Genomic DNA, 14,886 nt, shown 5'->3' with positions numbered 1-14,886 from the left:
TTAGTTCAAACTTTTTTCAAAAACTTTTTTAACCTAATGCGCCTCATCCCAATGTACACCTACGCCCGCTTCAACAACAAGTGGCACATCCAATGATGCCGCTTCACTCATCACGCGACAGATTTCTTCTCGATATGCATCCACTTTATCGGCTTTGATCTCGAAAACCAGCTCATCGTGCACTTGCATGATCATTTTCACATCATCGCCTTTATCTTTCAGCCACACGTCCATTTGGATCATTGCCAGCTTGATAATATCGGCTGCGGTACCCTGCATCGGTGCATTAATCGCTGCACGCTCAGCAGCCTTTTTACGCATTGCATTTCTCGCTTGAATATCAGGCAGGTGTAAGCGTCGACCAAAGAGCGTCTCAACATAGCCTTTTTCTTCCGCTTTCTGACGCGTATTTTCCATATATGTTTTCACGCCTGGGAAACGTTCAAAATACAAGTCAACATATTCTTGGGCTTCACCACGAGGGATCCCTAGCTGTCGGGATAAACCAAATGCAGACATACCATAGATCAAACCAAAGTTTACGGCTTTTGCACGCCGGCGCTGCTCAGAGGAAACGTCCTCAAGTGGCACACCAAAAACTTCTGCCGCCGTTGCCTGGTGGATATCTTTCCCTTTTGCAAAGGCATCCAATAGCCCTGCATCTTGCGATAAATGAGCCATGATCCGAAGTTCAATCTGGGAATAGTCCGCAGCGAGTATTTGATATCCAGGAGCAGGAATAAACGCCTGGCGGATCCGTCTTCCCTGTTCATTTCGAATTGGGATATTTTGTAAGTTAGGATCCGTCGACGATAAACGTCCTGTCGCTGTCACCGCTTGGTTATAAGATGTGTGTACGCGCCCTGTTTCTCCATTCACCATCAGCGGCAATTTATCGGTATACGTGGACTTGAGTTTTGCCAATCCTCGATGCTCGATGATCACTTGCGGTAAGTCATAATCATGGGCCAACTCAACAAGAACTTCCTCAGCGGTTGATGGAGCACCCTTTGGCGTTTTCTTGATCACTGGGAGACCGAGCTTTTCAAACAGGATTTGCTGCAATTGTTTTGGGCTACCTAAATTGAAGGTCTCGCCTGCGAGATCATGGGCTTGTTGTTCAAGCTCACCCAAACGCTGTTCCAATTCCATACTGAGTTGATGAAGATGATCGCTGTCGATGAGGACGCCTTGACGCTCAATACGTGAAAGAATCGATAATAATGGGACTTCTATATTTTCATAAACATATCTAAGCGCGTTATCATCACGCACACTTGGCCAAAGTTTTTCATGTAGTTGTAGCGTAATATCTGCATCTTCTGCTGCATATGGTGCCGCTTCAGCCAATTCAATTTGATTGAAAGTTTTTTGCTTCGCCCCTTTACCTGCAATGTCTTCGAAACTGATATTTTTATGGGAAAGGTATTTGAGTGCCAGACTATCCATATCATGTCGCGCTGCAACGCTATTAAAGACGTATGAAGCTAACATTGTATCGTGTTGCACGCCTTTCAAATCAATACCATGACGTGCGAGGATGCTCATATCATACTTGAGGTTTTGACCAACTTTTTTTGCTGACTCAGATTCCAAAATTGGTTTTAATTTTTCGAGCACAAAGTCTTGAGATAGTTGAACAGGCGCACCTTCATAATCATGCCCAATAGGAATATAGGCCGCTTCTCCTGATTCAACAGAAACGGATAACCCGACAAGCTTGGCCTGCATATAGTCTAGGCTTGTTGTCTCTGTATCGAGTGCAAAAAGCTCCGCCTTGCTGAGCTTTTCAAGCCATTTCTCGAAAGCGGATTCCGTGAGAATCGTTTCATATTCAGCTGGTTGCTTTTCTATTTGAGATGACTCATCTGGTGCAGCGCTTCCCGTTGATTTGCTGAGCACATCATCCAGCCAACGACGAAACTCACAAACACCATATAATTGCGCCAATGCGTCGAGATCAGCCTCTGAAACGTGGCAATCATCCAATGTAATCGGTAGGTCAACATCCGTTTTGATCGTTGCAAGCGCGTAGGATAGTTCGAGTAACTCTTTGTTTTCCTCAAGCTTCTTGGACATCGTTTTGGAACCACGGAAACCAAGCGCTGCTATCTCATCAATTCGCTTGTAAAGCGTGCTGACACCACCAATCCCCTGTAACATTGCAAGCGCCGTCTTTTGTCCTACACCAGGGACACCAGGAATGTTATCTGATGAGTCACCCATCAATGCAAGATAATCAATGATCAAATCCGGTGGGATCCCGAATTTTTCCGTTACACCCGCTGGATCCAATACCGTATCGGTCATCGTATTGATAAGGGTAACATTTTCACTGACAAGTTGTGCCATATCCTTATCACCAGTACTGATCAAGGTTGCACGACCCTGACGGCAAGCTTGCGCAGCGAGCGTTCCAATGACATCATCCGCTTCAACACCTTCAATTGAGACCAACGGGATCCCCATCGCACGAATGATATCGTGTGTCGGTTGGATTTGAGAGCGCAAGTCATCTGGCATTGGTGGGCGATTTGCTTTGTATTCAGCATACATGTCATTTCTGAAAGTTGGGCCTTTCGCATCAAACACAACAACCATTTCTGTTGGCGAAAACTGCTTTTGCAAGCTTTTGATCATATTGATCACACCATAAATAGCGCCCGTTGGTTCACCTTTCGAATTACTGAGGTGTGGTGGGGAGTGATATGCACGAAAAAGATAGGAAGAGCCATCAACTAAAATCAGTGGATTTTCAGGGATCATGAGCTTGTAATTCTGTCATTGAAAAATTTTGCTATAGAATGCCATAACTCCCCGCAACTGAATAGAACTCAAGACTTGACCATTTTAGGACAAGCTGTGGATAACTCTGTTCATAAAGAATAGACAGATCGAACAGTTCTTTTCAGACGGAAACAACAAAAACAAAAAAACCTTATTTTTTAAATAATTAAGATCAGGATTTATTGAGTCGTCGAAAATTTGTCGGGAAAGGCAAATGTGGAAATTTTATTTTTATACATTTTTTCTGGATGAACATTTTTCATTGGATGGAATTTAATCTATCACAAAGTTAGACATTCCACCGAGTTTTTATAAAAATATTTTTCAATGATTTTCGGTCTTATTGATTCATATTTGATATAAGCCTTGATATACCTGATTCAGAAACGACCTTTTAAACAGATAGGAAATGAAAATGAAAAAAGTAGCCGTCATTCTCAGCGGGTGTGGTGTATTTGATGGATCCGAGATCCATGAATCGATCCTCACCTTACTTGCGATCGAAAAATCGGGTGCTCAATATCAATGTTTTGCGCCAGATGTTCCGCAAATGCATGTGATCAACCATCTCTCTGGAGAAGAAATGTCTGAAAACAGAAATGTGATGGTTGAAGCGGCCAGGATCAGCCGTGGTAATATTCAACCTGTCACCGAGCTATCTGCCAGTGATTTCGACGCACTTATCGTTCCTGGAGGTTTCGGGGCCGCAAAAAACCTATGTGACTTTGCTGTTGCTGGCGCAGATTGCACTGTGAATAAAGATGTTCAACGTGCTTGTCTTGAATTTGCCAGTCAGAAAAAACCTGCCGGTTACATTTGTATCGCCCCGGCAATGATCCCACTGATCTATGAGAAAGGAATTAAAGCAACGATTGGTACGGATGCAGATACGGCTGCAGCGCTAACGCAAATGGGAGCACTCCATATCAATTGCCCAGTGGACGATATCGTCATTGATGAGGAGAACAAAGTGATCAGCACACCCGCATATATGCTCGCTGGTTCTATTTTGGAAGCTTCAAAGGGCATTGATAAGCTAGTCAACAGCGTTCTAGATTTAACGAAATAGATTATGAAAAACCTTCTCTGATTTCGCGTCAACGCAGCGAGAGATGGTTTTGGATGATTTTTAGGCTGAGGCTTGCACCTTACGCCTTTCAATCTCAATACAAATAGCTTTTTATATTCCAGCGGGTTAAATAGCCCTAAAATAAGCATTTTAAGCTGCCTAGAGAGTTCGTAGCGGCGATATTTTTTTGGAAGGAACAAGAGTCTCAATCAAGGCCCGTATAAAGGGCCTCATCAACTGGAACGATGAAAGGTGAGAACTGAAACATCGTTTGGTCGTTAGGAAGGAATGAGGCTTGTCTCCTCCATCACCTTGATGCTTAGCTCTTGTTTATCATTTTTCAAAAGTAGAAGTTGCACAATATCCTTCTTCGCTTCATCTGAATAGCCACCAACAACAATGGGTGCCATTGACTCGACGAAGACTCGCGTTGCTAACTGACGCTTTGGATGACCGGATTGGTCCAGTCTTTCATAACGAATTTTGACGAGGTAGCCTCCTTCTGATGGTTCAACAATACCAGACACATCAACGGTTGCCCCATTCGAGTTCTTTGTCTGCTGAAACTCACCATTTGGTTGTACAGCAACCTCAATCGTGAACTTCGTCGAAGATGTTGATTGAGAATGAGCAACATGCTCCCCCTGTTCGCATCCAGAAAGAAGAATCAGAAAAAAAGATAAGAAAGAAATCGTCAGTGTTTTATTGATCATAATGTACCTAATGGCTTGTTTAACGTTGCTGTATTGCGCACCATCTTATAGAACTTCGTCTTGTAAGATATAGCGTGGAAGGGTTCACTGAGTTAACCCTTAAGTTGGAAGGTCGATATCCAGTCCATTGAAACAATAGACGCTTTGATAGCAAAGGAGTTCAATGCATTTGTAGGTTGAACAATAGGGAAAGATACCAATATTCACGGAGCTTTGACAATGCCCTCAAAGAAAACAGGCCTCACATCATTTTCAACACACGTTATTTTGTGGATAATAATGCCATGATGAAAGGTGCAAGCGTTGATCGCATATTACATATCCTCAAGACCCAAGGCCCACAGACAGCACAGCAAATAGCCAAACAGCTGTCGATGACCTCTATGGGTGCAAGGCAACATCTCCAGGCATTGGAGCAGGACGGCATGATCTCAACATTTGATCGTGCTGAAAAAAGAGGTCGCCCAAGTCGGTTTTGGCAACTCACACAACAAGGTCATGCTCGATTCCCTGACCGCCATAGCGATTTATCAATTCAATTAATCCAGAATATCAAGGCAACCTTTGGAGAATCCGGTTTAAGCCAAGTGATCCAAAATAGAGAGAAGCAACAACTCAGCCAGTATCAAGCAGCACTGGAGAATTGTCAGAGCATTGATGAAAAAGTCCAATGTCTTGCTAAAATGCGTGCTGATGAAGGTTATATGGCAGAAGTCTTATCGGATGAGAGTGGTTTGTTACTTGTCGAACATCATTGTCCAATCTGTGATGCTGCAACAGCATGTCAAAACTTTTGTCGCTCCGAACTCTCTGTTTTTCAGGCTTGTTTACCTGAGGCAAATGTATCTAGAGTCGATCATATCATCAACGAAGACCATCGCTGTAGTTACCGTATAACGAAGAAGTGACAGCTTCTGCTGCCACTTCTCCTGCCTCGCTTAGAGTAATTCCTGCAATATAGAGACCTCTGTCAGTTCACCATATTGCTTGGTTTTCTCACGCAAGTCGTCCGCTTTTCCGATTAAAACAATCTGTAATCCCTGATTTGGAAAATACGTTTGAATCAAGCGATCAACTTCTTTTTTATTCAGTGATTGAACGCGCTTTTCAAATCCATTGATGTAGCTTTTATCAAAGCCATAGACAAACATGTTTCCGATAAGGGCCGCAAGTTGTGTCGATGTCTCATATTTTGGAGGAAACTGTCCTTGAATATACGCCTTCGCTGAGTCCAAAGTTTTTTGATCAATCCCCTCTTTAAAAAGACGATTGTATGTTTTGAGCATCAGATCCAATGCTTCAAAGGTTGTCGCCGTCTTCGTAAAAGTGGTCATGGCGAAAGAACCACCTAAGTCATATTTTGACCACCGACTGCGAGCACCATAGGTTAACCCAGAGTTCACCCGAAGTTCATCATTCAGCCACGAAGTAAATCGGCCCCCAAGGATGGTATTAATCACCGCAATACCTGTTGCATCTGGGTGGTCAAATGCAATTCCCGGCCCTCCGACTAAGATTTGAGTCTCATGTGCATCTTCTTTATTTACTAATAATACTTTTTGCTTATCTTGAGTGGATTGAAAATGGTTTCTCACCATCAACTTTTGCTTTTGTGCTTCCCAGGATGAAAAGTATTGGTGAATCAACTTCTTCACCTGTGCTATATCAAAATCACCCGAGACAATGACCGCAGAACGATTGGGTTGGTACCACTGTTGATGAAATGCTTTCACTTTCTCAAGATCCAACTGCTCAAGCGACTTCAAGGTGCCATTTAATGGCTTCCCATAAGGATGCTCACCAAAGAGTGATTGTTCAAAATACCCATGCAAGACACGACCTGGATATTGTCGAGCCTGCTTTAGCTTTTCCTTTGTCTTTTCTACAAAATGTTGAAAATCTGGCTTTGCAAAACGAGGTTCACGTATTTGTGTTTTCAATAAGGATAAGACTTCCATGGTGTTTTGCTTCATCGCGGAAATTTGTATCTGAGTACTGTCTTTTGACGCCGAACCCTTTAAATCAGCACCAATGAAGTCCATTCGCTCATCCAAAGTCGCTTTGGTCATCGCTTGTGTACCAAATAGCATTGTTTTGGCAGTCACATTCGCCAGTCCATAGTTCTCACCATCAAGCGCAGAGCCCGCCCGCGTCACAAATAACACATCAATAAGAGGCACTTCCTTTTGCGGCATTAAATAGACTGACAAACCATTTTGAAGCTGGTAATACTCATATTCAGGCAACTCAAATGCGTTGACAGTTTGGCCAAGAAACAGACTTACCGTCACGAAAGTCATGAGTTTTTGAAGAAGCATTTTACTGCGCATATATATCCTCCTTTGGCCCAAGGATCCCAACGGTTTGATTCGACTTTTTGAAATACTGCTTCGCGACGCGTAAGACATCATCAACCGTCACTGCGTTATCAATCTCTGGCTGACGATATAGCGTCCGGTAGTCGCCAACATAGACTTCATAAGTCCCAATCAAATTGGCTTTGCCATTAATCGTTGCCATTTGACGATAATAATCAGCCAGGCGTTGATTTTTCACTTTTTGTAATTCCTGCTCCGTGATCCCTTCTTTTAGAATGAGTTGAATTTCTTCAAGGATCACAGATTCCATTTTCTTCGCTGAAATATCCCCATTGGCCACTGCACTGATAAAAAAGAGATGGGGATCGAGTGATTCATTACGAAATGCATACACAGATGAAGCGATTTTATCTTGCTCAATAAGGCGCTGATATAGTCTGGAACTTTTCCCCTTTCCTAAAATATCTGCCAGTACATTCAAGGCAGGTGTATCCGTATGATTTTCTTCTGGGATGTGGTAAGCCATCATCAAGTTTTCTGATGAAGCAGATGCTTTATGGACATAAAATCGACGCTCACCTTTTTGTTCTGGTTCAATCGTGCGAACAGCTTTAGGCGCGGACTGTGCTGGGATCGGTTCAAAGTATTTCTTGGCTAGTTTTTTCACTTGTTCCAGGGTCACATCACCTGCGATTACAACCACTGCATTATTGGGAGCATAATAAGTTTTGTAATAACTTTTGAGATCATCCATATCCCAGGCTGCGATATCTGAAGCATGCCCAATCACAGGCCAACTGTAAGGATGCGCTCGAAATGCAACCCCCAACATTTCAGTATATAGAAGGCTAAAATTAGAATTTTCCAGTCGTGTTGAGCGCTCAGAAGCAACAACGCCCCGTTCACTCTCGACCATTTTAGGGCCGATACTCAAATGCGCTATCCGATCAGCTTCCAAATCAAAAATTGTTTCCAGTGCCTGCGCAGGAAACCAGTTGGTGTATACCGTGATATCTGCAGTCGTATAGGCGTTATTGCTGCCGCCATTCGCTTCCATCGTTCGGTCAAACATCTTTGGCCCATACTTTTTTGAGCCGTTAAACATCATATGTTCGAAAAAGTGCGACAGCCCTGTTGTCCCTGGCGCTTCATTTCTGGAGCCTACTTTCCAAAAGGTATACATATTGGCATTCGGAATGGAGCCATCCTCAACAACCAAGATTTTCATTCCATTGTTTAATGTAAAGGTCTGCACTTCTTTTTCTGTAAGAACCGCCATCGAATTGAAGGATCGGAACACGAGGAAAAAGAATACACAGGCAAAACCCAACTTGCGCATATTGTACTTCTCTCTATTCGTTAGTTTGCGTTGCATTCTGCCATAACAATACTGCTTGGGAAATGAGCGCCAACCTAGTTTTTCACCCTTTGGTCTGTATTCACCCTTATTCGGTTTGATCCAATACTGGAAAAATGAATTAATTCGAAGAGGATGCGCATTTTCTAAGCGATTAGTCTTCCTTTTCATACCTGCAAACCGCTATAATCCCCAATTATCACTGAGGGCTTCAACCCGATTGCATTTCGACGAGATAGAGTGAGTGCGAAAATTATGATCAAGAAGGTATCTGCGGCACTAGCCATGCTGTGCGTAATCACGTCAGCAAACGCCGTTTCAACGTCTAATGACATGTCTGATGAAGCAATTGCCAAGCGACTTAAGCCAATTGGTTCTGTTCACGTTGCTGGTGCTGCTGCATCGACAGCCAGCGCAAGTGCTGGTGGCACAAGAAGTGGTGAGGAAGTCTACTCCAAAGCATGTATTGCTTGTCACGCAACCGCGGGGATTGGTGCTCCTGTTAAAGGTAATGCTGCGGACTGGGGTCCAAGAAAAGAGAAAGGTTTTGATAGCCTTCTCACGAATGCAATCAATGGTATCAATGCAATGCCACCAAAAGGTACATGTATGGATTGCTCTGATGACGAGATCAAAGCAGCAATCGAGTTCATGCTACAAGGGACTTAATTGCTTCCAAAGCAAAGCCAGCTGTTTTATGGCGTGAGCCGTTATGGTTTCACGCCTTACTTCTTCCTAGAATAGCTTTTCTCGATATGTCACGTAGTCAACGACTCTTCGACCTGCTTCAATTATTACGATGTCATAAATATCCTGTTCCAGCAGAATCACTAGCACAATCTCTTAACGTGAGCACTCGCACCATCTATAGAGATATAGCAACATTGCAGGCACAAGGCGCAGAAATTGAAGGTGCAACCGGGCTTGGATACATCATGAAGCCAACCTTTACGCTTCCTCCGCTGACGCTAACAACAGCAGAGTTGGAAGTCTTAGTGTTAGGTGCAAATTGGATGGCGAAACAAGCAGAAGGGCGGTTTTCTGATGCTGCACAAAATGCGATTGCAAAAATTTCTGCCGTTTTACCAGAATACCACAATATAAAACATCAAGAACAGGTCATGCATATCCCTTCTATCTTGGAAGTGCCGGAATGTCCTCATTTATCTGAGATAACTCAATCCATTCAATCTCAACATAAAGCGAAAATCACCTACCTTGATAAGAAAGATCAGCACACAACGAGAATCATTTGGCCAATACTCATCGGGCTATTTCAACAATGTTATGTTCTCACAGCATGGTGTGAAAATAGGAATGCATTCCGACATTTTCGGCTAGACCGGATACAGCAATACAGCCTAACGCATCAGAAATATCCCTGCCATCGACGTGAACTGCTCAAAGATTGGCGCTCGCAGCAAGGGATCAAAGCAGAAGAGCTCCGCTACTGACAAAAACTGTCATTCATGCAGGCTATTGTAGCCTCCACATTCAAGAAATAAATTGAAGGAGTTATGATGCTTAAGGTTGATTCACTTGTACTTTATGTCAAAGATATTGATGAAAGTTACACGTTCTACAGCCGTGTCTTTGAGGAAGAAGGTCGATACCTTTCACCAACATTCGTTGCTTTTCCTTTGGACATACCAGTCGCTTTAAAGCAAATTGATACAGCCTCTTCTAAACCAGACACATCGGGTGGTGGTACGGAGCTTTCATTTAAGGTGAATGAAACAAGCGCGTTGATGCGAATTTATGAACAATGGAAATCAAAAGGGGTATCATTTCTGCAAGAACCTACGGAGCTCTGTTTCGGCGATACATTTGTTGCGATTGACCCAGACTTTCATCGCATCCGTGTTTCAAAGTTAAATATTGAGTAGTTTGACAATTGGACCTCTAATAGAGGTCCCTCATCAGGGCCTAAACAAACTGTCTATAAAACTTGGCTATCCATTGACCAATAAGCTGTCCATCTGTTTTCATGTCGAGGGAATCTAACCCGGCCCGGTATACATGCTCTGGGATCACCCCCTCTCGCGTTTGGACCAAATCATGTAAATAGGACTTCGTAAACTCGGGATGCCCTTGAATTCCAAGAAAGTGATCACTGATTTGCATCATCGCATTTGGACAGAAAGCATTTCCCATCAAAATGTGACCTTCAGGTGGAAGCTGTGTGACTTGATCTTGGTGGGTGACCATCAAATTGAGTTCTTCCTTCATGGGTGTCATCCAAGGCAACTCTCGTTGAACCATACCGCGTGAAACGCCGATCCCCCAACCTTTGTGGCTTTTTTCGGCATTTCCTCCCAACGCCATTGCAATCACCTGGTGTCCAAAACAGATCCCGACAAAAGGCTTCTTGTTGGTATATAGATCACGAACAAATAGTGTTAACTGATCGATCCAGGCGTGATTTTCATAAGCACTATACTGACTTCCAGTTGCCATATAAGCATCACATTCATCAATATATGCAGGGAGATCACCTTCGGTTACATCATACAAATTGATGGTAAATGACTCATCCATCTCCTTGATAAACCGTGTAAACATCTGTGGGTAATCTCCGTGCTCAGCTTGAAGCTTTTCTTGAATATGATCGCAGACCAGCACGCCAATCTTCATGATTCCAATTCCACCATTATTTAAGCCCCATGGAGGGCATTCAGAAATAGCTTAGTATACTCGGCTTCAGAAAATTGAATAGGGTTCCCACCTGCTGATGGGTCCTGATATGCTTTTTGACCCACTAAGTTAGCTAGCTGATCGTCAAGACCAATGTCAGCGAATGTGTGTGGTATCTCAAGTTGCTGGCGTAATTCAATCACCCACGCATAAAAGCCATCAAAATCTGACGAACTCAGTTGTAAATAGTTGGCTAAGCGCGCAATTGGTTTTTCGATTGCGACTCGATTCGCTTTGAGGACATAAGGCATCAGGACGGCATTCAGCAAACCATGGTGCTTATCATACATCGCACCCAATGCATGCGCTAAAGCATGCATTGCCCCAAGCCCACGCTGGAATGCTGTTGCGCCCATCGAAGAAGCAACGAGCATATTCATTCGTGCCTCTAGGTGATCACCCTGCGCGACAGCAAGCGGTAAGTTTTCCTTCACTAAGCGGATCGCCTCAATGGCAATCCCTTCCGCCATTGGGTGGTAAAAAGGTGCGCACAATGCTTCAAGTGCATGAGACAATGCATCCATCCCTGTTGCAGCGGTGATATGAGGTGGAAGACCAACCGTTAGATTCGGATCGAGGATCACGACATTTGGTAACATGTCAGGATGAAAGATAATGCGTTTGACCTGAGATTTTTCGTCAGTGATCACTGATGCTCTACCAACCTCCGAGCCAGTGCCTGCTGTTGTGGGGACCGCAATTGTTGGTGCGATCCCCTGTGCGTTTACACGAAGCCAGTTATCTCCAACATCTTCAAAGTCCCAAAGCGCTCTATCTTGACCAACCATCAAAGCAATCGCCTTCGCTGCATCCAGCGCAGATCCACCCCCAAAAGCAATCACACCATCATGCCTACCAGCACGAAAAGCTTGGACACCCGCAATCACATTTTCACCGTTCGGATTTGATTTAATATTGGAAAACAAGGAAACACGATGACCCTGCCTTTCACAACGTTGAATCAGCGCTGAAGTCATGGGTAGCTCGGCCAAGCCTGGGTCAGTCACAAAGAGTGGTGCTTGGATCCCAACCATTCGGCAGATATCAGGTAAATCTTTGCTCCGTTCAACACCAACTTTCATCTGTGTTGGATAATTCCAGTTTGCAGTAAATGCGTCCATTATTTCACCTCAGGTTGCTTGACATGAAACGACTTTAGGCGCGTCAAGGCGTCGTAACCATGCTTGGATAAAGTGCACCCTTTTCCAGAGTTCTTCACTCCCGTCCAAGCCAATTCAGGATCAAGATAGTCACACCGATTGATAAAGAAAGTGCCTGTCTGGACTTTCTCCCCTAACTGGATGCCATGCTCAATGTCCCGTGTAAATATACTGGCCGTCAGCCCAAATTCAGAATCATTCATCAATGCAACAGCTTCTTCGTCATTTGCCACTTTCATCACACCAACAACAGGTCCAAAGCTTTCTTCTGTCATCACACGCATTTGATGATCGACATGACTGAGTAGCTGAGGTGCCATATAGGGTGTCCCTGATTCGTCGAAAGGGAATCGCGATGGATCAATGTGTGTGACGGCTCCTTGTGCAACAGCCTCTTTAATTTGTTTCCTGACAAAGTCCGCAGCACTAGCGCGTACCATAGGCCCAAGCGTGACTTCAGGATCATCTGAACGTCCAAGACGATATTCATAAATCAATGCCGTCGCTTTTTCTAAAAACGCCTCATATTGCTTTTCATGAACATAGATCCGCTCAATACCACAGCAAGATTGTCCTGAATTAAAGAAAGCACCGTCAATCACCGTTTCAACCGCTGCATCCAAGTCAGCGTCTTCTCGAATATACGCAGGATCTTTACCACCCAGTTCTAAACCAAGTCCGATAAAACGGCCTGCTGCTGCTTCCTCAACCATTTGACCACCAGGAACCGATCCGGTAAAAGCAACATAATCAACCCTGTAATCCTGGATCATTCGCTGCGTGTTTTCGTGGGAGAGATGCAGATATTGAAAAACGCCTTCCGGCAAGCCCGCCACCTCAAAAGCAGCAGCAAAGCGCTCTGCAACCAATGGGGTCTGTGCTGAGTGTTTAAGGATCACTGAATTTCCAGCCATGATGGCAGGTACAATCGCATTGACTGCCGTCAAATATGGATAGTTCCAAGGTGCGATGATAAAACATGTCCCGATGGGGTCGCGCTTAATATATCGGATAAATCCTGGTTTTTCTTGAAGCTGTATCGGCGCAAGTGCAGACTCGGCCATTTCAATCATGGCATGTGCTCGTTCAGCTAAGCCTGCAACTTCTCCTCGAGCATAGCGGATGGGACGTCCCATCATATGAGCTATTTCTAAGCCAATCTCTTGCGCATGATCTTCCATGTACTTAACCATCTGGCGGCAGATTCTTTTACGCTCTGAAATTTCTGTTTTACCCCAAGAAGATTGGGCTTCGACTGATGTATCAAGTGTGGTGTCAATTTGCTGTTGAGTCGCAAGTGTTCGTTCAACATATACTTGTTGATCAATAGGCGAGATTGTTTTTATTGTCTCTTGCATCACTTCTTTCTCTAAGACTAAGGAGGAACAACGAAACCTCAGTTGTTCCATCAATGCGTTAAATTATTTCGAAGTAGCGATCTAATTCCCAGTCGGAAATATGCTTTCGGTATTCTCGCTCTTCCCACTCTCTCGACGCTGAAAAGTGCTGTACAAATGACTCTCCTAGGTATTCAAGTGCGACTTCAGACTTTTTCAGATTTTGTGCGGCCTCAAAAAGCGTTTTCGGGAGTGATAAATGATCCGCATGAGATTGATCGTAAGCATTGCCCCGGACCTGAGACTCAGGCTCCAGTTGATGTTCAATGCCATATAGCCCTGATGCCAGGGCCGCAGCTAATGCTAAAAACGGATTCGCATCAGCGGCCCCAACACGATACTCCACGCGTTGTGATTTCGGTGAGCCAGGGATCACCCTCAAGGCTGTCGTCCGGTTCTCAACACCCCATGTTGCATGCGTGGGCGCCCAAAACCCAGGAATCAATCGGCTATAACTATTCACAGTTGGGGCGATCATCGACATGAGCTCCGGCATAAACCTCTGTTGCCCAGCAACAAAGTGTCGTTGCAAATCACTCATTTGGTAGGGTTGTTCTTCCTCAAAAAATGCAGAACCGCCATTGTGATGATTAAGGGAAATATGAATATGACCACTTTGCCCCGGCCAATCCGGCGACCACTTCGCCATAAAGGTTGCCATCATGTCATGCTTTTGCGCCCACACTTTGATAAAGGTTTTAAACAATGCCGCCTTATCTGCGGCATTTTGTGCCTTATCAACGGCGATCGCGGCTTCTAATACACCAGGCCCTGTTTCGGTATGGATCCCTTCAATTGGAAAGTCCATGGATTCACCGAGAGCCAATATTTGATGGTATAAATCAGAGTAAACAGAGTTTCGTAGAATGGAATAACCGAAGTAGTCAGGCGTGATTGGACTCAAATCACGAAACCCTTTATCACGCGCACTTTGTGGCGTTTCACGAAAAAGAAAGAACTCATATTCAAAGGCTGCATTGACATCAAAGCCCATGTCTTTTGCACGTTGTATGACGCTGTTTAACACACCACGTGGGCAGAGCGCCGCTGCCTGATCATCGAGCTCAGCCATGAATAACAGCATATCGTTTTCAAATGGCAATGGGCGACAACTGGAAGGAATAATACGAACAGGGGCATCCGGATACCCCGTATGCCAACCTGTATATTTGACGTTGTCATAGAGTTGGTCTTTCACATCCCATCCCAGGATCACATCACAAAAAGCAAACCCTTTTTCTAAAGAAGAAAAGAATTTATCTTTGCTCATATATTTCCCGAGCATCACCCCATCCATATCAAACAATCCAACTTTAACGTGACTTAAGCCCCGTTCATCTACAATTTGTTTCGCGTCAGCGATCGTTTTTACGTCTCTTGGATCCAACATA

13 protein-coding genes are annotated in these 14,886 nt (G+C 44.2%); 5 read left to right on the top strand and 8 right to left on the bottom strand.

The genetic code is table 11. The annotated features are described in order from the left end of the window. Nucleotides 1–33: 33 nt before the first annotated feature. Nucleotides 34–2,766 carry a DNA polymerase I gene (gene polA / locus C505_RS0104730; protein WP_018691444.1) on the bottom strand — a complete coding sequence of 911 codons (2,733 nt, stop codon included), beginning with the start codon at nucleotides 2,764–2,766 and terminating at the stop codon, nucleotides 34–36. Nucleotides 2,767–3,202: 436 nt separating this feature from the next. On the opposite strand from polA, the gene elbB reads away from it, so the two are divergent. Next, the gene (gene elbB / locus C505_RS0104725) at nucleotides 3,203–3,856 is read left to right on the top strand and encodes an isoprenoid biosynthesis glyoxalase ElbB (protein ID WP_018691443.1); all 654 of its coding nucleotides are present in this window, start codon (nucleotides 3,203–3,205) and stop codon (nucleotides 3,854–3,856) included. 278 nt (nucleotides 3,857–4,134) lie between these two features. Here the strand turns inward: elbB and C505_RS0104720 are convergent, their stop codons facing one another. Next, the gene (locus C505_RS0104720) at nucleotides 4,135–4,569 is read right to left on the bottom strand and encodes a hypothetical protein (RefSeq protein WP_018691442.1); all 435 of its coding nucleotides are present in this window, start codon (nucleotides 4,567–4,569) and stop codon (nucleotides 4,135–4,137) included. 284 nt (nucleotides 4,570–4,853) lie between these two features. Between C505_RS0104720 and C505_RS0104715 the strand changes: the two genes are divergently transcribed. Continuing rightward, nucleotides 4,854–5,477, top strand: coding sequence for a helix-turn-helix transcriptional regulator (locus C505_RS0104715; RefSeq protein WP_245556331.1), 624 nt, complete (start codon nucleotides 4,854–4,856; stop codon nucleotides 5,475–5,477). Between the two features lie 30 nt (nucleotides 5,478–5,507). Here the strand turns inward: C505_RS0104715 and C505_RS0104710 are convergent, their stop codons facing one another. Both C505_RS0104710 and C505_RS0104705 read right to left on the bottom strand, forming a co-directional pair. Then, the gene (locus tag C505_RS0104710; protein ID WP_018691440.1) at nucleotides 5,508–6,899 is read right to left on the bottom strand and encodes a M16 family metallopeptidase; all 1,392 of its coding nucleotides are present in this window, start codon (nucleotides 6,897–6,899) and stop codon (nucleotides 5,508–5,510) included. Then, complete coding sequence (locus tag C505_RS0104705) at nucleotides 6,889–8,226, bottom strand: M16 family metallopeptidase (protein WP_026317749.1); 1,338 nt, start codon at nucleotides 8,224–8,226, stop codon at nucleotides 6,889–6,891. Before C505_RS0104705 ends, C505_RS0104710 begins: the two co-directional genes overlap by 11 nt. Nucleotides 8,227–8,529: 303 nt before the next feature. Here C505_RS0104705 and C505_RS0104700 point away from each other — a divergent pair, with 303 nt between their 5' ends. The 3 genes from C505_RS0104700 (at nucleotide 8,530) to C505_RS0104690 (ending at nucleotide 10,130) form a co-directional block, all read left to right on the top strand. Further along, nucleotides 8,530–8,913, top strand: coding sequence for a c-type cytochrome (locus tag C505_RS0104700; RefSeq protein ID WP_157368836.1), 384 nt, complete (start codon nucleotides 8,530–8,532; stop codon nucleotides 8,911–8,913). Nucleotides 8,914–8,999: 86 nt separating this feature from the next. Beyond that, complete coding sequence (locus C505_RS0104695) at nucleotides 9,000–9,698, top strand: helix-turn-helix transcriptional regulator (protein ID WP_026317747.1); 699 nt, start codon at nucleotides 9,000–9,002, stop codon at nucleotides 9,696–9,698. Between the two features lie 66 nt (nucleotides 9,699–9,764). Next, the gene (locus tag C505_RS0104690) at nucleotides 9,765–10,130 is read left to right on the top strand and encodes a VOC family protein (RefSeq protein ID WP_026317746.1); all 366 of its coding nucleotides are present in this window, start codon (nucleotides 9,765–9,767) and stop codon (nucleotides 10,128–10,130) included. A 40-nt stretch (nucleotides 10,131–10,170) separates the two neighbouring features. Here C505_RS0104690 and C505_RS0104685 read toward each other — a convergent pair whose 3' ends face one another. From C505_RS0104685 to C505_RS0104670, 4 genes are read right to left on the bottom strand one after another with little or no spacing between them, the layout of a single operon-like run. After that, nucleotides 10,171–10,878, bottom strand: a complete 708-nt coding sequence (locus C505_RS0104685; protein WP_018691434.1) for a GMP synthase — start codon at nucleotides 10,876–10,878, stop codon at nucleotides 10,171–10,173. Between the two features lie 20 nt (nucleotides 10,879–10,898). Then, nucleotides 10,899–12,059, bottom strand: a complete 1,161-nt coding sequence (locus C505_RS0104680) for an iron-containing alcohol dehydrogenase (protein WP_018691433.1) — start codon at nucleotides 12,057–12,059, stop codon at nucleotides 10,899–10,901. Next, a complete protein-coding gene (locus C505_RS0104675; protein WP_018691432.1) occupies nucleotides 12,059–13,456 on the bottom strand; it encodes an aldehyde dehydrogenase family protein in 1,398 nt (465 codons plus the stop codon). Before C505_RS0104675 ends, C505_RS0104680 begins: the two co-directional genes overlap by 1 nt. Before the next feature lie 58 nt (nucleotides 13,457–13,514). Next, nucleotides 13,515–14,885 (bottom strand): glutamine synthetase family protein, encoded by a 1,371-nt coding sequence (locus C505_RS0104670; protein WP_018691431.1) that lies wholly within the window; start codon nucleotides 14,883–14,885, stop codon nucleotides 13,515–13,517. Between the last annotated feature and the right edge of the window lies 1 nt (nucleotide 14,886).

Origin of the sequence: Algicola sagamiensis DSM 14643, from assembly GCF_000374485.1 — a bacterium.
Taxonomy (GTDB): Bacteria; Pseudomonadota; Gammaproteobacteria; order Enterobacterales; family Alteromonadaceae; genus Algicola; species Algicola sagamiensis.
The sequence above is the reverse complement of the archived record's forward strand: the minus strand, read 5'-3'. Positions and strand labels throughout refer to the sequence as shown.

Bases quoted from the DNA above. Each gene is read 5' to 3' on its own strand.
- C505_RS0104670 (WP_018691431.1), bottom strand. From the start codon at position 14,885: ATGTTGGATCCAAGAGACGTAAAAACGATCGCTGACGCGAAACAAATT.
- C505_RS0104705 (WP_026317749.1), bottom strand. From the start codon at position 8,226: ATGCGCAAGTTGGGTTTTGCCTGTGTATTCTTTTTCCTCGTGTTCCGA.
- C505_RS0104710 (WP_018691440.1), bottom strand. From the start codon at position 6,899: ATGCGCAGTAAAATGCTTCTTCAAAAACTCATGACTTTCGTGACGGTA.
- C505_RS0104690 (WP_026317746.1), top strand. From the start codon at position 9,765: ATGCTTAAGGTTGATTCACTTGTACTTTATGTCAAAGATATTGATGAA.
- elbB (WP_018691443.1), top strand. From the start codon at position 3,203: ATGAAAAAAGTAGCCGTCATTCTCAGCGGGTGTGGTGTATTTGATGGA.
- C505_RS0104680 (WP_018691433.1), bottom strand. From the start codon at position 12,059: ATGGACGCATTTACTGCAAACTGGAATTATCCAACACAGATGAAAGTT.
- C505_RS0104715 (WP_245556331.1), top strand. From the start codon at position 4,854: ATGATGAAAGGTGCAAGCGTTGATCGCATATTACATATCCTCAAGACC.
- polA (WP_018691444.1), bottom strand. From the start codon at position 2,766: ATGATCCCTGAAAATCCACTGATTTTAGTTGATGGCTCTTCCTATCTT.
- C505_RS0104720 (WP_018691442.1), bottom strand. From the start codon at position 4,569: ATGATCAATAAAACACTGACGATTTCTTTCTTATCTTTTTTTCTGATT.
- C505_RS0104695 (WP_026317747.1), top strand. From the start codon at position 9,000: ATGTCACGTAGTCAACGACTCTTCGACCTGCTTCAATTATTACGATGT.
- C505_RS0104675 (WP_018691432.1), bottom strand. From the start codon at position 13,456: ATGCAAGAGACAATAAAAACAATCTCGCCTATTGATCAACAAGTATAT.
- C505_RS0104685 (WP_018691434.1), bottom strand. From the start codon at position 10,878: ATGAAGATTGGCGTGCTGGTCTGCGATCATATTCAAGAAAAGCTTCAA.
- C505_RS0104700 (WP_157368836.1), top strand. From the start codon at position 8,530: ATGCTGTGCGTAATCACGTCAGCAAACGCCGTTTCAACGTCTAATGAC.